Source organism: Pseudoalteromonas piscicida (assembly GCF_000238315.3).
Lineage (GTDB): Bacteria > Pseudomonadota > Gammaproteobacteria > Enterobacterales > Alteromonadaceae > Pseudoalteromonas > Pseudoalteromonas piscicida.
Window position 1 is genome coordinate 1,241,284 of the sequence record NZ_CP011924.1, and the last position, 18,367, is coordinate 1,259,650.

17 protein-coding genes and 1 pseudogene are annotated in these 18,367 nt (G+C 43.0%); 6 read left to right on the top strand and 12 right to left on the bottom strand.

The annotated features are described in order from the left end of the window. Positions 1–87: 87 nt before the first annotated feature. The 3 genes from PPIS_RS05730 to glnS all read right to left on the bottom strand — a co-directional run bounded on the left by PPIS_RS05730 (position 88) and on the right by glnS (position 4,195). Positions 88–561, bottom strand: coding sequence for a DUF1203 domain-containing protein (locus PPIS_RS05730; protein WP_010372673.1), 474 nt, complete (start codon positions 559–561; stop codon positions 88–90). 86 nt (positions 562–647) lie between these two features. Beyond that, a complete protein-coding gene (locus tag PPIS_RS05735; RefSeq protein WP_010372670.1) occupies positions 648–2,474 on the bottom strand; it encodes a protein kinase domain-containing protein in 1,827 nt (608 codons plus the stop codon). Between the two features lie 56 nt (positions 2,475–2,530). Further along, positions 2,531–4,195 carry a glutamine--tRNA ligase gene (glnS, locus tag PPIS_RS05740; protein ID WP_010372667.1) on the bottom strand — a complete coding sequence of 555 codons (1,665 nt, stop codon included), beginning with the start codon at positions 4,193–4,195 and terminating at the stop codon, positions 2,531–2,533. Positions 4,196–4,443: 248 nt separating this feature from the next. On the opposite strand from glnS, the gene PPIS_RS05745 reads away from it, so the two are divergent. Further along, a complete protein-coding gene (locus PPIS_RS05745; RefSeq protein ID WP_010372664.1) occupies positions 4,444–5,514 on the top strand; it encodes a DUF3083 family protein in 1,071 nt (356 codons plus the stop codon). A 44-nt stretch (positions 5,515–5,558) separates the two neighbouring features. On the opposite strand, the gene PPIS_RS05750 is transcribed toward PPIS_RS05745, so the two are convergent. From PPIS_RS05750 to PPIS_RS05765, 4 genes are all read right to left on the bottom strand, one after another. Continuing rightward, positions 5,559–6,413: a pirin family protein gene (locus PPIS_RS05750; RefSeq protein ID WP_010372661.1), complete on the bottom strand. Its 855-nt coding sequence runs from the start codon at positions 6,411–6,413 to the stop codon at positions 5,559–5,561. Between the two features lie 92 nt (positions 6,414–6,505). After that, complete coding sequence (fos, locus tag PPIS_RS05755; RefSeq protein WP_010372659.1) at positions 6,506–6,913, bottom strand: fosfomycin resistance glutathione transferase; 408 nt, start codon at positions 6,911–6,913, stop codon at positions 6,506–6,508. Between the two features lie 113 nt (positions 6,914–7,026). Beyond that, complete coding sequence (locus PPIS_RS05760) at positions 7,027–7,953, bottom strand: electron transfer flavoprotein subunit alpha/FixB family protein (RefSeq protein ID WP_010372656.1); 927 nt, start codon at positions 7,951–7,953, stop codon at positions 7,027–7,029. Next, positions 7,950–8,702 carry an electron transfer flavoprotein subunit beta/FixA family protein gene (locus tag PPIS_RS05765; RefSeq protein WP_010372654.1) on the bottom strand — a complete coding sequence of 251 codons (753 nt, stop codon included), beginning with the start codon at positions 8,700–8,702 and terminating at the stop codon, positions 7,950–7,952. The genes PPIS_RS05760 and PPIS_RS05765 overlap by 4 nt, the downstream gene beginning before the upstream one ends. Before the next feature lie 176 nt (positions 8,703–8,878). Here PPIS_RS05765 and PPIS_RS05770 point away from each other — a divergent pair, with 176 nt between their 5' ends. Next, on the top strand, positions 8,879–10,528 hold the full coding sequence (locus PPIS_RS05770; protein ID WP_010372651.1) for an electron transfer flavoprotein-ubiquinone oxidoreductase: 1,650 nt from the start codon (positions 8,879–8,881) through the stop codon (positions 10,526–10,528). 83 nt (positions 10,529–10,611) lie between these two features. Continuing rightward, the gene (locus PPIS_RS05775) at positions 10,612–11,091 is read left to right on the top strand and encodes an acyl-CoA thioesterase (RefSeq protein ID WP_010372647.1); all 480 of its coding nucleotides are present in this window, start codon (positions 10,612–10,614) and stop codon (positions 11,089–11,091) included. A gap of 41 nt (positions 11,092–11,132) precedes the next feature. Here PPIS_RS05775 and PPIS_RS05780 read toward each other — a convergent pair whose 3' ends face one another. From PPIS_RS05780 to PPIS_RS05795, 4 genes are all read right to left on the bottom strand, one after another. Continuing rightward, positions 11,133–12,182 (bottom strand): energy transducer TonB, encoded by a 1,050-nt coding sequence (locus PPIS_RS05780; protein ID WP_010372644.1) that lies wholly within the window; start codon positions 12,180–12,182, stop codon positions 11,133–11,135. 364 nt (positions 12,183–12,546) lie between these two features. Beyond that, positions 12,547–13,266, bottom strand: a complete 720-nt coding sequence (locus PPIS_RS05785) for an energy transducer TonB (protein ID WP_249031251.1) — start codon at positions 13,264–13,266, stop codon at positions 12,547–12,549. A 567-nt stretch (positions 13,267–13,833) separates the two neighbouring features. Continuing rightward, positions 13,834–14,121 carry a hypothetical protein gene (locus PPIS_RS05790; RefSeq protein WP_010372642.1) on the bottom strand — a complete coding sequence of 96 codons (288 nt, stop codon included), beginning with the start codon at positions 14,119–14,121 and terminating at the stop codon, positions 13,834–13,836. Beyond that, on the bottom strand, positions 14,121–14,303 hold the full coding sequence (locus PPIS_RS05795) for a hypothetical protein (protein WP_010372639.1): 183 nt from the start codon (positions 14,301–14,303) through the stop codon (positions 14,121–14,123). The genes PPIS_RS05790 and PPIS_RS05795 overlap by 1 nt, the downstream gene beginning before the upstream one ends. Positions 14,304–14,459: 156 nt before the next feature. Here PPIS_RS05795 and tsaA point away from each other — a divergent pair, with 156 nt between their 5' ends. The 3 genes and pseudogenes from tsaA (at position 14,460) to PPIS_RS05810 (ending at position 17,958) form a co-directional block, all read left to right on the top strand. Further along, positions 14,460–15,167 (top strand): tRNA (N6-threonylcarbamoyladenosine(37)-N6)-methyltransferase TrmO, encoded by a 708-nt coding sequence (tsaA, locus tag PPIS_RS05800; RefSeq protein ID WP_010372636.1) that lies wholly within the window; start codon positions 14,460–14,462, stop codon positions 15,165–15,167. Positions 15,168–15,298: 131 nt separating this feature from the next. Beyond that, complete coding sequence (locus tag PPIS_RS05805; protein WP_010372633.1) at positions 15,299–17,026, top strand: proline--tRNA ligase; 1,728 nt, start codon at positions 15,299–15,301, stop codon at positions 17,024–17,026. Between the two features lie 130 nt (positions 17,027–17,156). Continuing rightward, a pseudogene (locus PPIS_RS05810) lies at positions 17,157–17,958 on the top strand (UDP-2,3-diacylglucosamine diphosphatase). A gap of 22 nt (positions 17,959–17,980) precedes the next feature. Here PPIS_RS05810 and PPIS_RS05815 read toward each other — a convergent pair. Beyond that, positions 17,981–18,274: a hypothetical protein gene (locus PPIS_RS05815; RefSeq protein ID WP_010372627.1), complete on the bottom strand. Its 294-nt coding sequence runs from the start codon at positions 18,272–18,274 to the stop codon at positions 17,981–17,983. Positions 18,275–18,367 lie beyond the last annotated feature (93 nt).

Here is an 18,367-nt window from a genome sequence, read left to right on the forward strand (position 1 = left end):
AAATCGACAAGCGCCTCAACTTGACACCATCAACTCTGAAAGACTCAGCAGATTGGTTTTAGCCTGGGCAGATCCACCTTCTTTTTCCTATACTCTGCACGCTATGCAATTAAAGCAACCGGGGTTTGCATTGTGAATATGCACATATTCGATTTTATGGTCGTCAAATAAGGTATGGAGGCAGTCTTTAATTTCTATTCCTTTTACGATTTGCGCCTCTATCATTACACCTAAGCTGTCGTAGGCCCTGATGGACAGTAATCTGGTTTGCAAGATTTCTGGCACTTCATTTACTTTTGGGTCTGCCAATACTGCATTTTCCCTCACAAAGATAGGCCCAGAAGAGCGATATGGCGATAAAGTAGTATGGTGCTGATAATGTAATAACAACACCACCTCCCCAATCTCAGCTTCTTGTAGGGAAACGCGACAAGGATAGCCGGGTTTAGCGTCAACAGCGAGCTTCTTGGCATGTAATGCCGCAAGTTCTTCATCGCTTAAAGAAAATAAATGCTTAAATTGTTTGTAGTCAATCGCGTTAATTTGAAATTGTGTTGTCATGTTTACTACTCCTGCTTCACTATAATGAGTGTAAAGAACTAGCAGTTAATGACTGGCCAGAAGTGGCACTAACACCTAAGTAGCACCTAAGTGTTAACAACAAATGTTTTGGGGTTTTTGGGAAAGAAAAAGTCAGGCTGACGGTCGCATAAAGCAAACTCACGTGTATTTTTATAGGGCAACTTCATAAACCCTGCTACGCCATAATCTTGAATACTCACCGCGTATTGCATGATCCGAGTCAGTAGCGCCTTAAATTGCGCTTCTTTATTAGCATCAAGTAGCCGGTAGTAATAGTGGATTTTCATCCTATCTTGTAACGATTCAAAAATGATGCAACCTGTATGATGGATTTGGTTTAACTCGAACACACATTGAATTATCTGTCTTGGCAGCTGCAGCTGCTCGTCTGGATCTTTGCCGTCTTCAAAGTATGAATGCGGACGTGTAATTTCATTACTCGAAATATCGCTAACGCTAAATTCTAGTTCTGGCAGATGGTCAAATTGGAATGCACCGGTGCCGTCACGAGTCAATTGAATAGTTTGCCGCGCGTCGAACAAACAGCATTTAAACAAACCTTTTTGTTTGATCCCCTGCGCAATCATTACGGTGGCGTTCAACGCGTCTTTAAATGCAAGACTCAATGTTTCATCGTGTAAAATAAGACTCGACTCAACAAATACCTGCGCGTCTTTCCAGTGAAAACTGAGACCACCAACGACCGGATATTTTGCCAGTCTGCTGATTGAGGCCAAAAAGGCTTTCTCGGTATCGCCGGTATCAAACAAAAACTCTTTATAATATCTATCTAATTGCGCGTCGTTTACGTCTCTTAGATTGTGTTTATCGTCAGCACGACGCAAAAACTGCTTGCGTGAGCTGTAGACGACCGTTTCAGGCTTAACTGTGGTTTCGTAGGTCCAAAAAGGAATGCGGGATTTTTTCTCTGACAGTGTTAAATCAGGTAAATACATTTTTGCCATTGCTGGCATATTACGAACAAAGTAATCCCCTGCGCTGTCCCTCGTTGCTTTGTCTTTGCTAAGCATGCCATCTAGCACCTGCGCAAATACTTTTGGCAGCCCCAAAGCGCTAGCAGGAATTACCTGAGCACCAAAACGACATGATTGTGCACTAGCCAGTGCATAAATCGTCGATGCAACGCCTTGCTCATCGAAGCGAGGAGAAGATTGTGCACCCGACATTTGTTCATCGCCAATAAAATACACATCTCCCATCCGAGCGTTGGTCGTACTTACATTAGATGACATCAAATCCATGATATTGCTCGCGATAGGCTCACCATGCACGTCCACCTGAGCATAGACTGAGCTTCCCCAATCAACCAAAGAGAAACCATCTGAGGCTTCATCCCAAACGATATTAGATGGCTTAATATCTCCATGAACGATGGGCTGAGGAGACATGCCATTGCGACGCTCGCGCAAATCAACCAACACATTTCTGAGTTTTAGCGCGAGGCTTACCAACTCATGCGCTTTAAAACGGCCCTTTTTGAGCGAGATCTTTTCTAAGTCTTCACCAGGGGCACGCTCCATCATCAAAATGCCTTGCTTCTTTACTCGCTCGAACGCATAGAAGTTTGGCACCATCGGGTTGTCAATTTGCGACAACATATAGCCTTCATCTTCAAGCCTATCACGCACACTTTGGGCAAGCGTGATCCGAGAAAATTTAAACACCCAGTCCTTCCCCATATCACTTGTACCAGCAAATACAAAGCCAAATGCACCGGAGCCAATTACCTCAACATGTTTATAGCCAAGTAGGCTCAATTGTTTTTTACAGATATTCAGCCATTGACGGTGCTTTTTTGCATCATGATGAGACAGTAAGTAGATGGACTGCTGTTCGTTGATATAGAAGTGTTGGATGGATTTTTCAGACATAATTGTACGCAGAAAAAGCAATAAAAAAGGTCGACATAAGCCGACCTCATTTAGTATTAACCTTGCTGTTCTATCTTAGCCCACGAATCACGTAGACCAACAGTTTGGTTAAACATTAGCGCTTCTGACTTGTTATCACGACAGAAGTAACCTAAACGCTCAAACTGATAACCTTGCTCAGGCTTAGCGTTTGCAAGCGCTGGCTCAAGTTTGGCATTCGCAATGGTTACCAAAGAGTCTGGGTTTAACACTTCCGTGAAATCTTCAGCAGCCGCTGGGTTTGGCACAGTAAATAGGCGGTCATACTGACGTACTGGCGCTTCAATACAATGTGAAGCCGATACCCAGTGAATTACGCCTTTCACCTTGCGACCATCTTCTGGGTTTTTACCCAAAGTATCAGGGTCGTAACTACAGTAGATTGTCGTAATATTACCGTTTTCGTCTTCTTCAATGCGCTCAGCTTTAATCACATAAGCATTACGAAGACGCACTTCTTTACCTAGCACCAAACGTTTGAATTTTTTGTTCGCTTCTACGCGGAAATCTTCTTGTTCAATGTAGACTTCGCGCGTAAACGGTAGCTCACGCTCGCCCATGTCTAATGTTGGGTGATTAGGCGCTTGCAGCATTTCAACTTTATCTGCATCAAAGTTTTCAATGACCAGCTTAACAGGGTCAAGTACTGCCATTGCGCGTGGTGCATTTTCGTTTAAGTCGTCACGGATACACGCTTCAAGCATGCCCATTTCAACCATGTTGTCCATTTTGGTTACACCAATGCGCTTACAAAATTCGCGAATTGCAGCTGGTGTATAACCTCGACGACGAAGGCCTGCAATTGTCGGCATGCGCGGGTCATCCCACCCTTCAACATGGTTATTAACAACCAAGTCGTTGAGCTTACGCTTCGACATCACTGTGTATTCAAGATTTAAACGAGAAAACTCGATTTGCTGTGGATGACACTCGATGCTGATGTTATCTAGCACCCAGTCGTACAAACGGCGGTTATCTTGGAACTCTAATGTACAAAGTGAATGCGTGATCCCTTCAAGCGCATCGGAAATACAATGCGTAAAGTCATACATCGGATAGATGCACCACTTATCACCAGTTTGATGATGGTGTGCAAAACGTACACGATAGATAATAGGGTCGCGAAGCACCATAAATGAGCTTGCCATGTCAATCTTAGCGCGAAGTACACATTCCCCTTCTTTGAACTCGCCATTTCTCATTTTTTCGAATAAGGCTAAGTTCTCTTCAGGTGAAGTGTCACGATAAGGGCTATTTTTGCCAGGTTCAGTCAGCGTGCCACGATATTCACGCGCCTGCTCAGGCGACAGGAAGCAAACGTACGCTTTGCCATTTTCGATTAGCTCAACGGCGTAGTTATAGAGCTTGTCAAAGTAGTTTGATGAGTAGCAAATTTCGCCATCCCATTCAAAACCTAACCACTGTACGTCTTCTTGGATCGACTTAACGTAGTTGATGTCTTCTTTTTCTGGGTTGGTATCGTCAAAGCGTAAGTTGCATTTACCTCGATAATCTTGGGCAATACCAAAATTTAAGCAAATTGATTTAGCATGGCCAATGTGTAAAAAGCCATTTGGCTCAGGTGGAAAACGTGTGTGCGTAGACGCATGTTTGCCACTGGCAAGATCCGCATCAATAATGTTGCGAATAAAGTTTGATGGGCGATTTTCAGTTTCCGCCATAGGAAATCTTTCCTCTGAATTATGCTCTTAGTTAACCTCGGCATTATTACAAAAACTCAGCCGAACTTACAGCAATTATCTGCGCTGTATCAGGATTTATTCATTTGGTTAAATGTTCATCAGATTTTTGTGACAAATTTTGTTCTAGCGCAATATTTCCGTCACAACTTCATCCTATAGTTGCGCCATCTCAGTGTTTATACCACAAACACTGCTTAAGTCACGTTACCGAGGAAAGGACAAAAGTAATGGCTTCAATGAATTTGAATCGTGTTTATATATCAACTAAGGCTAGGAACAATCACTATATTCTTGCTGAGTTTAAACCGGATGATGCATTCTATGCATGTTTTGACTCCAGCAGCGCGTGTTACGAGCGTTTGTCTCGCCAGCTATTCGCACTGTGTGACGAATATGAACTGCATAATGTACATGTAATTGCGAACGATAAATTGCCTGTGGTGCGTTACCACGACGAAGCCTATACCATGCAAACAGAAAAGCAGATTTTGTTTTTCTACAATCCTAAGTTCCACGAAGCGCACCAAACTTATCTCAATGATGGATACCAAGCGCGTAAAATCCGCTTATTATTTTTAGCCACGGGAAATGAATTACGCGCCAATGCAGCGACCTTCCACAGCAAAGTAAAAAAGGTGCTTGATGCACTTAAAGAAGGGTTTTCTTCGGTAGAACCTCAGTTTAGAGTGCGAGACCATCAACATTTAACCTATGACCTATTTGCCAAAGCGAAAGGCGACAAAGAGTCGTATGGCTATAAGTTGCGTGCACTTTACCCACGTTATCAAGCCAGAAACTGCACGTTACCAGAAGAATATAGCGAAATGACTTATGCGACCTTTAACATTCCAGTGTCACGTGCAATAAAAACAGAGTTCCAAAGCCAAATGCGCCCTGGTGATTACGGACAATTCTATCGCACAATAGAAGATGCATTTCTTTCTTCTTGCGCCGATAAACAGCTCAATATGGTAGCAATGGTAGCCGATGGCCGTCTGCCTATCGTCAGAAGCGCCAAAATCGATAAGTCCGATACTAACCGAGAGCTACAAAAGCTGAGTTTTGATACCGGCTCCGGTGACAATCAAATTTACTCGCTGTTTAACGAAGCAAACCTAGTGGATACCATTCGCTTTGTCATCGTCGCCAATGACAAAGACAAAAAAGATATGGGCTATGGTCGTTTTATGAATCACGTAGAAACGGCTATTAAACGCTTTGTTGCGCAACTTCCTGTTAATGTTGAAAAGCAAGACATCAACGTACGCTTCTTCCAGCATATTAGTTACGACTATTAATAGATAAAAGAGAGCATGTTCTATTTGGGTGTACTTTTATCACCCTAAGGCAAAGGAATATACTCCAATTTATCACCGGGGATCTTATCGAACTTGCCCTCTCGCCAATCTTGCTTCGCTTGTTCAATACGGGGTTTACTAAAAGAAACAAAGTTCCAATCAATATAAGGGACTTTTTTAAACGCCTCTCCACCAAGCAATACCACTCTGCTATTCTCATTGAAATGTAATTGCGCGTCGTCGTCTTTAAGTAATACAAATGAGCCTGCACTATATAAGTTATTCGACACCACCACTTCGCCGTAAATCACATATACGCCAACCTCTTGTGTCTGATCAGGCCTTTCAATATGTCCGCCAGCTTTTGCCATCACATCAACATAAAACATAGGTGAAAATGTTGGTACAGGAGAATGCAAGCCATACGCACTGCCGATAATGACCCTAGCCATCACCCCTTCTAGTTGCCTAGTCGGCAAGTCAAAACGGTTTATATGTGAGAAACTGGGTTCAACGTCAGCATTTTCTTCCGGTAGCGCCACCCAGCATTGCAAACCATGAATAGTATGTGATTGCCCTTTGGTTTCAAACGATTCTCTCTCCGAGTGTACAATGCCGCTCCCTGCCACCATCCAATTTACATCCCCTGGGTGGATCTCAAGTTGATTACCAAGAGAGTCACGATGGAGCAAGTTACCTTCAAACAAATAAGTCAGAGTTGCAAGCCCAATATGTGGATGCGGCCTTACATCGATCCCATCACCAGCACTGAAGTTACCGGGGCCCATTTGATCAAAAAAGATAAAAGGACCTACCATACGTTTCGCACGCTGCGGAAGTACGCGGTTTACTGAAAGACCACCGATATCATGTGCTTTGCCATTTAGTTGAATTGCCATTACTTTGCTCCATCATGTTTTGTTTTATTATGGAGCTCAGTAACCAGAAGTAAAATGCGCAATTAAAGATACAAGCATTCTAGAAAATAGAATCACACCGCTTTGTACCAAGTGAGGCCTGAATACGGTTGCTGCTGCAAACTTTTTAACCGACTTTGCAAACTACCACTATGGATCTCGAGTTTGTGATGATCGGGGTCATAAATATAGAGCGAGTCTCCTTCGCTGCTATTTTGCTGCCATAAGCCAACCCCGTTTTCCAATATCGTTTTAGAAAAAGTTGTAAAGTCTTCGGCAGCAACACTAAACGCTATATGGCTGTAATCTGAGCTTGGAGATACCTCACCTAAAGATAAGCAAAGCCATATCTCACCAAGCGTTAAATATGCCCCTTTGTCCCAAGTTACCCAAAGCTCGAACCCTAGCAAGCCGCAGTAAAAATCAAGTGACGTGTTTAAGTTAGATACTGCTATTGTGATGTGATTTAAGCCTGATAACATATTTATTCCTACCGTTTTTTATCCCAGACACGAAAAAAGCCGCGACCAAAGGTACAACGGCTTTAACAACCAGAATTATTTTTCTTGATGTAGGCTAGCTACAAAAAGAAGCGTCACAGTGCCTGTTCAAGCTCTGGTAACGCATCAAATAGGTCTGCAACAAGGCCATAATCAGCCACTTGGAAAATGGGGGCCTCTGGGTCTTTGTTGATAGCGACAATGACCTTAGAATCTTTCATACCTGCAAGATGTTGAATAGCGCCGCTGATCCCAACTGCAATATATAAGTTAGGCGCCACAATCTTACCGGTTTGGCCCACCTGCATATCGTTAGGCACAAAGCCCGCGTCAACAGCAGCACGCGACGCACCAATTGCGGCCCCTAGTTTGTCAGCAATACCATTTAGCAAGGCAAAGTTTTCGCCGTTTTGCATACCACGGCCACCTGAAATAACAACCGGTGCGGCAGTTAATTCAGGGCGCTCAGATTCAGTTTGTTCAATGCTCACAAACTCACTCACTTGAGAGGCAATACTTTGCGAGCGACCCTCAATGTCACATGCTGCTTGAGTCTCTACGGTATCAAATGCTGATGCACGCACAGTGATAACTTTTTGTGAGTCTAATGATTTTACAGTCGCAATTGCATTACCCGCATAGATTGGACGTTTAAAGGTGTCTGCATCAATCACATCGATAATTTCTGAGATCTGTGATTTATCGAGTAACGCCGCAACACGTGGCGCGATATTTTTACCTGTGGTAGATGCTGAAAACAAAATGTGTGAAAAATCACTTGCTAACTCAACAACTAGCTCAGATGTGTTTTCTGCCAATTGATGTTCGAATGAAGCATCGTCAACCGCGACCACCTTTTGTACGCCAGCGATCTGAGCAGAGTGATTGGCAGCCTCAGCAATGTTGTGACCTGCAACTAATACGGTAATGTCGCTTGCGATTTTTGTTGCAGCAGCAACCACCTTAGCGGTTTCAGGTTTCAATACACCATTTTCGTGCTCAGCAATAACTAATACGCTCATGAGATCACCTTTGCTTCTGTTTTTAACTTGTTTACTAACTCTTCAACGCTCTCAACCATCACGCCACCAGAGCGCTTAGCTGGCTCTTCAACTTTCACCAATTCAATACGAGGAGCTAAATCAACGCCTAACGAATCCGCTGCGATTACATCTAGTGGTTTACGCTTAGCTTTCATGATATTTGGCAATGAAGCATAACGAGGTTCATTTAAACGCAAGTCTGTTGTCACGACAGCTGGAAGTGATAGCGATACCGTCTGCAAACCACCATCAACTTCACGCGTCACTTGCACTTTATCGCCTTCAACTACAACTTTAGAGGCAAAAGTGCCCTGAGCACGTTTAGTTAACGCCGCTAGCATTTGTCCTGTTTGGTTATTATCAGAATCGATAGACTGTTTACCTAGAATTACCAGCTCTGGACTTTCTTGTTCCACTACCTTAGCCAGTAGTTTTGCAATGTGCAGAGATTCAAGCTTTGCGTCTGTTTCAATGTGGATCGCTTTATCTGCACCCAGTGCAAGCGCCGTTCTTAGCTGCTCTTGACAAGCTTTATCGCCAATTGATATGGCAATAACTTCCGTTGCTGTGCCCGCTTCTTTTAAACGAACTGCCTCTTCTACTGCGATTTCACAAAATGGGTTGATCGCCATTTTAACATTGCTCAAATCAACATCACTGTTGTCAGATTTGACTCTTGCCTTTACGTTGTAATCAATCACGCGTTTGATTGGCACAAGTACTTTCATGGTTACTCCATCATCTGGTTATTCTCTAAGCTGACGTCTACGTCAACAAATTATTTTATTGGTTTCAGACTACTTCCTGTTGACGTAAACGTCAACCTCAAATAACCTTAGTTTAACGAAAATCAAACTAAAGCCTCTCTTTAGTTAATCTACCGTCAAATAGTGTGAGGTTAATAATGGTCGAACGCGAAACCATGGAGTTTGATGTTGTGATAGTTGGTGCAGGTCCTGCGGGCCTGTCTTGCGCTATCCGACTCGCTCAACAGGCTCAAGAAAAACAACAAGAATTAATGATCTGTGTAGTCGAAAAAGGCTCAGAAGTAGGTGCACATATTTTGTCTGGTGCAGTATTTGAAACCAAAGCACTAGACGAACTTATCCCTGATTGGGCTGCAAAAGGCGCTCCTGTGACAACGAAAGTGACGGGTGACGACATTTATTTATTCAAAAATGAAACCAATGCCACCAAACTGCCTCATCTAGTGGTACCAAAAACATTTAAAAATGACGGCAACTATATTGTTTCCATGGGGAATGTTTGTCGTTGGCTCGCTGAACAAGCAGAGCAACTTGGCGTAGAAATTTTCCCAGGCTTTAGCGCCCACTCTCTAATTGTTGAAGAGCAACAAGTTAAAGGTATTATTACCGGTGATATGGGCTTAGATAGAGATGCCCAACCTAAAGACAGCTACATGCCTGGAATGGAGCTTAGAGCGAAATATACCGTATTTGCTGAAGGTTGCCGTGGCCACTTAGGCAAACAACTTATAGCTGAATTTAAACTGGATAAAGACGCTTCTCCTCAACACTATGGCATCGGCTTTAAGGAAATTTGGCAAGTAGACCCAAGCAAGCATAAAGAAGGTCTTGTTGTACACGGCACAGGCTGGCCGCTCGACAATGATACCCATGGCGGCTCATTTATGTATCACGCTGAAAACAATCAAGTCGTGGTCGGGTTAATCATCGACTTAAATTACACTAACCCACACCTAAGCCCATTTGATGAGTTTCAGCGTATGAAGCATCACCACACCTTTGCGAGTGTACTGGAAGGTGGTGAGCGCATTGCCTATGGTGCTCGAGCAATCGCCAAAGGTGGCTTTCACAGCCTACCTAAAATGCATTTCCCAGGTGGTTTACTGATTGGCTGTGACGCAGGTACCCTCAACTTTGCCAAAATTAAAGGCAACCATACAGCAATGAAGTCCGGTATGCTTGCAGCCGATGCCATCATTGAGGCATTAGACCAAGAAAGCGCTCCGTTAGACTTGGTAAGCTTTGCCGACAAATTTAAGGCAAGCTGGCTTTATGATGAGCTTTATCAATCTCGCAACTTTGGCCCAGCAATGCATAAGTTAGGTCGTATTATGGGTGGCGCCTACAATATGATCGACCAAAACATTTTCTCAGGTTCGCTACCATTTACCATTAAGGACGAACATCAGGATCACGCACAGCTTAAGCTTGCATCTGAGTCGCAAACTATAAGTTACCCAAAGCCGGATGGTAAATTAAGTTTTGACAAACTTTCTTCCGTATTTTTATCGAATACTAACCATGAAGAAGTGCAACCATGCCATTTACAGTTAAAAGATTCTGATATACCAATCAAAGTGAATTTAGCTAAGTTTGATGAGCCTGCACAGCGCTACTGCCCCGCAGGCGTGTATGAAGTAAACGAAAACGAGCAAGGTGAGAAGCTGTTTGTTATCAATTCGCAAAACTGTATTCATTGCAAAACCTGCGATATTAAAGATCCGAGCCAAAATATTACCTGGGTCACACCAGAAGGGGCTGGTGGTCCGAACTATCCAAACATGTAATACCAATAAATCCTAAATTGCTGGGGCGAAATGCCCCTTTCTTTCCTATACTTAGCGTATATTTTTAAAATAGAGTTGAGTCTATGCCACAACAATCCGTCACCTTTCGATTTTTAGCAGAGCCCACCGACGTCAACTTTGGCGGTAAAGTACACGGTGGTATGGTCATGAAATGGATTGATCAAGCTGGGTATGCTTGCGCCGCGGGTTGGAGCGGTAGCTACTGCGTTACCGTTTCAGTAGCGGGCATGCGCTTCCACCGCCCTATTCTTGTGGGTCAGATTGTTGAAGTTTCCGCGCGCATTGCCCATACCGGAAATACCAGTATGCAGATTTTTATTCAGGTGCGCTGTGGCGATCCAAAAACGCAGCGACTTGTCGAAACCAATCACTGTATTATCAGCTTTATCGCCATGGACCAAGCTGGGTATCCAATTCAAATTCCTCAGTTTAAAGCGAAAACCGAAGAGGAGAAAAAATTGGAAGCCTATGCGGTGAAAATGAAGGAAATAGCGATCCAGACCGAATCGCTATTAGAAGAAACTTTGTCCGATAGTAAATAACATGAAGGTCTGATAACAAAAATTAAAGTATAGAAGTTCAGCTACGATTGAACTTCTATCAGTTTAAAGGAGCTATTCGGCTCACCAAAAACCACGACATTACACTCACCCCAACTTTTCGGTATATTCCACTGCATATTTTCAGCAAATTTAAATTGTGAAAACTGGTTATCACATCGTACTTCAAGGGTATGAAGTGCGCCTGAAACCTCAGCGATAGCGAAATTTGGTCTGACCAATGCGTGCGTCCAGACATCATCATTTTTGATTTCAGCGGCAATAACAAGCATCTTGCTCTTATCTGCTATTAAAGCAACGATTTCATCTATAACAGGTTGAACTGCTGACTTGTAAGTGTCTTGTCCATCTAACTCCATTAGTTTTTTATGGTTTTTCAGCGCTCCTTTATATTCCTGCAGCTGGGTTTGGAGCTTAATTGCATTGATAAGGGCGTTGGCGTAGAGTTCAGATTTAACAATATCCTTGCCGTGCCAGATGATCCCTTTATGCGCCTCAAGTTCTTGTCTAGGTTCCGCTGTTAGTTGAAAGTATCGCGCTTTTACTAAGTTAAAATAGGCTTCTTCATATCGATTCCAACGACCTTTTTTTGCCAGTTTATCAACATGTTCTTTAGCTTCTACTAGCTTACTTTCATCAAGGAGGTTATTGATGTTGCGATAGCTTCTCACAAAACCTCGCGATGCTCCTTCTTCCGCATCTGACATATTGAATGAAAACATCACACTATTTTTGCACTGCTTAATCGGCTTTCCATCTTTTGTTGCTGGAGAATATTGCCAACGTTTGATTGCTCGCAGTGTAGCGCGTTCGAAGCCTTTCTGTCCAGGTGAATTCTCCACTATCGGAGACGCCACCGAACCATCCTCATTGATGATATAACTCAGCGTAACCCAGCCTTCCCCGCCGACTAACGCAACGTTACGTGGATACTGAGGAGCAACTCTTTCAACAACCGATGCATTTACGATTGTAGATAAATGTATGTTTGGCTCGCTTTTCGCAAATGCGCCTGTTGTGAGTGAAACGAATAAAACAGAGGTCATTAAAGTAGATTTAATAAAATTTTCCATATCAAATTGTCCGTTATTGGTAGCAGCTAAAATATAGCACAGACTTTATATTCCCAACAACGACCCTTAAATGGGGACCTTGTTTTTATTTACAATCTAGCGCTGATAAGAGCCGTATGTCCTTTGAAAAACGCGTGCCTTGCTGGCCTGCACTTTAATGTAAGCTAGATAATGTATTGGCCGTAGAGCCTATGGAAACTGAAGATAAAAAATCATTCGGGGATATTGATAGATTTGGCTAGGGCCTGTTGATCTTTCAAGTTTGTTTTTGCAGCAGTTTGATTGGTGTTTATACAAGGCAGAGCCAGCGTAGCGTAGTCATTCTACGTAAGTCTGGCGATAAAGACTTTGTGCTCCTGCAAAGTCACCTTACCCCACATCCTTGTGGGGCAGCTCCTTTATATTCCTGCAGCTGGGTTTGGAGCTTAATTGCATTGATAAGGGCGTTGGCGTAGAGTTCAGATTTAACAATATCCTTGCCGTGCCAGATGATCCCTTTATGCGCCTCAAGTTCTTGTCTAGGTTCCGCTGTTAGTTGAAAGTATCGCGCTTTTACTAAGTTAAAATAGGCTTCTTCATATCGATTCCAACGACCTTTTTTTGCCAGTTTATCAACATGTTCTTTAGCTTCTACTAGCTTACTTTCATCAAGGAGGTTATTGATGTTGCGATAGCTTCTCACAAAACCTCGCGATGCTCCTTCTTCCGCATCTGACATATTGAATGAAAACATCACACTATTTTTGCACTGCTTAATCGGCTTTCCATCTTTTGTTGCTGGAGAATATTGCCAACGTTTGATTGCTCGCAGTGTAGCGCGTTCGAAGCCTTTCTGTCCAGGTGAATTCTCCACTATCGGAGACGCCACCGAACCATCCTCATTGATGATATAACTCAGCGTAACCCAGCCTTCCCCGCCGACTAACGCAACGTTACGTGGATACTGAGGAGCAACTCTTTCAACAACCGATGCATTTACGATTGTAGATAAATGTATGTTTGGCTCGCTTTTCGCAAATGCGCCTGTTGTGAGTGAAACGAATAAAACAGAGGTCATTAAAGTAGATTTAATAAAATTTTCCATATCAAATTGTCCGTTATTGGTAGCAGCTAAAATATAGCACAGACTTTATATTCCCAACAACGACCCTTAAATGGGGACCTTGTTTTTATTTACAATCTAGCGCTGATAAGAGCCGTATGTCCTTTGAAAAACGCGTGCCTTGCTGGCCTGCACTTTAATGTAAGCTAGATAATGTATTGGCCGTAGAGCCTATGGAAACTGAAGATAAAAAATCATTCGGGGATATTGATAGATTTGGCTAGGGCCTGTTGATCTTTCAAGTTTGTTTTTGCAGCAGTTTGATTGGTGTTTATACAAGGCAGAGCCAGCGTAGCGTAGTCATTCTACGTAAGTCTGGCGATAAAGACTTTGTGCTCCTGCAAAGTCACCTTACCCCACATCCTTGTGGGGCAACACAGTAGAAATGCCAATCAAGCGCTGCCCTTTGGGTTCACCTGAGTGCGCTTTGTTCATTGTTGCTCAACTTTTGCCTAGATTACTAGGCGGCAAGTCGAGCGTCGCGACCAAAACACACTCAGAAGAACAAAAATCAAACAGCAAAGGTCAACAGGCCCTAGTTAAGCCGCGCTAAAGCAAATTCCTTGCTAATGTAAATATGGCTTTTTCACTTGCAGCGAGCGCGTCGCGTTTACTTAAGTTGCCTTCTTTTAATAATTGTAAGCTTACTTTTTCCGCTTCTTGACTGAGTAGTACATCCATTTTAGTTGGACTTACCGCCCCTTCTGTTAAATCATTAATTATTGCTTGCAACGCAGCTCTACGCTCAGATATCGCGCGGATCAAAATAGGTTTTAAAGGGGATGATTTACAGAGCGCTTCTTGACAGCTTTGGTCAACCTTTCTATGAAACTCCATTATTTACACTCATCTCGTTTCAGGCGATTAAATGCTTGTAATTTTTCTCGTAAGCCTTGAATTGGTTTAATGTCTTCGACCAATTGCTTGTACTCGTATGCTCTAGTGCCAATGATTTGTTCGTTATCTGTGCGTAAACTCGAACGTAAGCTATTTTGGGCCGAAAAAGTATACCGATTCATGTTGCGACTTCCATCAATATTCCATTGTTTACAAGGTTATGCGAAAAATTTGAATAAATGAATTACATGGCATTACAGGGCTGATTGCGAGCAGGATTTTGTGAAAGTCGGGATCAATAGTAAACTTCACTCATCTTAATTCAGACAGAGACCATAGTGGAACAAATCACTATCGAGCCCATCGGCTTTATCCAATCTCCTTATAAACAGAAGTTCGCTATTCCGAGACAACCAAGGCTTGTCCCAGAGGCAAAAGCCAAGCTTAGATTTGTTGGTGAATTCAATCGCGAAGAATTTGTTCGTGGTATTGAAGCGTTCACGCATATTTGGTTATTGTTTCGCTTTCATGAAACCGCTGATAAGGGTTATTCTGCACTTGTACGTCCTCCGAGACTCGGTGGCAATGAACGTAAAGGCGTGTTTGCGACTAGAGCGACTTTTCGACCCAACGGGATTGGCATGAGTGCAGTAAAGCTTGAGGGCGTAGAATATAAAAATGGTCAGCTGGATCTGTTGCTCTCCGGCGTGGATTTATTGGACGGTACACCAATCATTGACATTAAGCCGTACCTTCCCTATTCAGATGCCTTGGTGGATGCCACAGCTGGCTTTGCTGATACTCGGCCAGAAACGCAAATGTCTGTTAGTTTCTCAGACGAGGCTATTGTTTTTATTGAAAAACAAAAAAGCTATCCTGAACTTCAGCAATTCATTGCTAATGTACTGAAGCAAGATCCTCGTCCGGCTTATAAAAAGAAACGCACATCACAGCAGGACTATGGTATGAGTTTGTATGATTTTAATATCCGCTGGACAGTAGATGGTGAGCATAACCATGTCACTGAAATTTCGTTAGCAAAATAGCAAATTCAGCGGCTTGCCAATAAACTTATAAATTATGAAGATGTTTAGGTATTAAAGCTTTTTAAGCGGCTACTGCACTGCTAGAATAGCCGCCAATAAGAGAACAATAAGTAACTTATACTGGAATAAGAATGCGTACGAGTGAATATATATTAGCGACTCTAAAAGAGACGCCGTCTGATGCAGAGGTGGTAAGCCACCAGCTAATGCTTAGAGCGGGTATGATCCGTAAATTGGCTTCAGGTCTTTATACTTGGCTACCATCAGGCCTAAAAGTTTTCCGCAAAGTAGAGAGAATTGTCCGTGAAGAAATGGACAAAGCGGGAGCGATTGAGCTGCTAATGCCAGTGATCCAGCCTGCAGAGCTATGGGAAGAGTCAGGCCGTTGGGAACAGTTTGGTCCTGAACTACTTCGTATTAATGACCGTCATGGCCGTCCATTTGCACTTGGTCCAACGCATGAAGAAGTGATCACTGATCTTGTACGTCGCGAAATCAACAGCTATAAGCAACTGCCGATCACACTTTATCAAGTCAGTACGAAAGTACGTGACGAAGTTCGTCCACGTTTTGGTGTGATGCGCGCGCGTGAATTCACTATGAAAGATGCCTATTCATTCCACATGACTGATGAGTGTCTTGAAAAAACGTATCACAAGATGTTCCAAGCTTACTGCAACATTTTTGATCGTTTAGGCGTTGACTACCGTCCTGTTATTGCTGACAGTGGTTCAATTGGCGGCAACCTATCGCATGAGTTCCATGTACTTGCAGAGCCTGGTGAAGATGCAATCGCATTCAGTGATGAAAGTGACTACGCTGCAAACATTGAAAAGGCAGAAGCGCTTGCACCAGCTGAAGCTCGCCCAGCGCCAAGTAAAGAGCTTAATACGTTTGACACACCAGAAGCTTTCACCATCGCTGAACTAAAAGCAAAACATGGCGTTAAACCACACCGTGGTGTGAAAACACTCATCGTGTATGGTGCACCAGACGAAGATGGTAAACGTGGCCTAGTCGCACTTATCGTTCGTGGCGATCATGACTTAAATGAGCTGAAAGCTGAAAAATTAGCACTAGTGGATTCACCGCTAGAGATGGCGAGCGAAGAAGACATTGTTAACGCTATTGGTGCAAAACCTGGCTCTTTGGGGCCTGTTGGTCTTTCAATGCCTATTATTGTCGATCGCAGCGCAGCTATCATGGCTGATTTTGTTGCCGGTGCAAACAAAGATGGTGTTCATTACAGTGGGATCAACTGGGACAGAGACGTAAGCACTTATACAGTTGAAGATATCCGTAACGTGGTTGAAGGCGACCCAAGCCCTTGTGGTAAAGGTAAAATCCTTATCAAACGTGGTATCGAAGTAGGCCACGTGTTCCAACTTGGTACTAAGTACTCTGAAGCAATGAAAGCTGGTGTACTTGGCGAAGAAGGGAAAAACCAAACATTAACCATGGGTTGTTATGGTATTGGCGTTTCTCGTATCGTTGCCGCAGCAATCGAGCAAAATAACGATGATTACGGTATTAAATGGCCTGTTGCTATTGCGCCATTTGAGCTGGCAATCGTGCCAATGAATATGCATAAGTCTCACCGTATTCCAGAGATCGCAGAAAAGTTCTATGCAGATCTACAAAATGCGGGAATTGATGTGTTATTCGACGACCGTAAAGAGCGTCCGGGCGTTATGTTTAACGATATGGAACTTATCGGTATTCCATACACCCTAGTGATTGGTGAGCGTAACCTTGATGAAAATAAGGTTGAGCTGAAAAATCGTCAAACTGGCGAAAAACTGATGCTGGATATTGAATCTGCGGTTGAAACAATCGTTAATGCAATTAAAAGCAAATAAGCCTACGTAAATTACATAATAAAAGAGCATACAGGTGTATGCTCTTTTGTCATATTAGCTTCTCCTAACTGCCCCGCCACTGTCATCTTTGCCTCTTAGCATTGTCATTATTACGCTAAAGAGCCAAGCCATGAAAACAACATACTATCCGAGTATTTGGATCTCAGACGTACACTTGGGCTACAAGGACTGTAAAGCGAAGTTCTTGCTAGATTTTCTCAACAAAACCGAATGTGATGTACTCTATCTGGTCGGTGATATCGTTGATCTATGGTCAATGAAACGCCAGTTTTTTTTGGGATCCATCCCACTATCAGGTATTAGAATGCATACAAAAAAAAGCGGGATCTGGTACACGCGTTATCTACATTCCGGGTAATCACGACGAAACCTTCAGAAACTACGTTGGGCAAACGCTTTTTAAAGTCGAAGTGCATAAAACCTTTATTCATACCACTTCCGTAGGTAAGCGGTTTTTATTACTACACGGTGATGATTTTGACTCGGCAACAAGATACAACAAACTGATCAGTATCATTGGGGATGCCGCTTATGATTTTCTACTATTCTTAAATCGCTGGACCAATCGCGTACGACGTTTATATGGTGGTCATTATTGGTCGCTTGCATCTTGGCTGAAAAAGCGCGTGCATAAAGCCAGAGAGGCCATTGCCGCATTCGAAAACGCAGCAATTCATGAAGCGAAGAAACAAGGTGTCGACGGTATTATCTGCGGGCATATCCACCAACCAGAGATCCGTGTCGTAGATGGTATTGTGTACTGCAACGATGGTGATTGGATAGAAAACTGCACGGCATTGGTTGAAAACCCAGAAGGTCGTATCGAATTGCTGCATTGGTCAGATGTACAGTCCGTACTCAACGTAGTTGAAATTGACAATGTTAAAACCGATAATGTTGAAGCCGCTTAATTAGCGGCTTTAGTTCTTTCGGTCACTCTTCTTTTAATAGCTTATGCAGTAAATCGATGCGTTTATTGATACGCTTGTTTTGCACGTGTGCCTCTGCGCTTAAGCTCATCATTAAAATCAAAAAGATGTATAAAACGGGTTGTTCAATAATTTCTGGGTAGCGATAAATTAAAAATACGACTGCCGTTAGCATACCGATGATCTGGTAGAATCGTCGCTTATTATTAGGCCTCAGCGAATTAAACTCTTTTAGTATCGCTTCCTTTCGCGACATATCCTCAAACAGCACCTGAGGACAATCCTGATTTTTCTTCATATATAGTACTTTCACTTATTTTTAGCGAAGTTATATTCGAAATAAACAATCGCCGTTTGTTAACAATACTTGTTGCCCAAAAATGGGGAATTA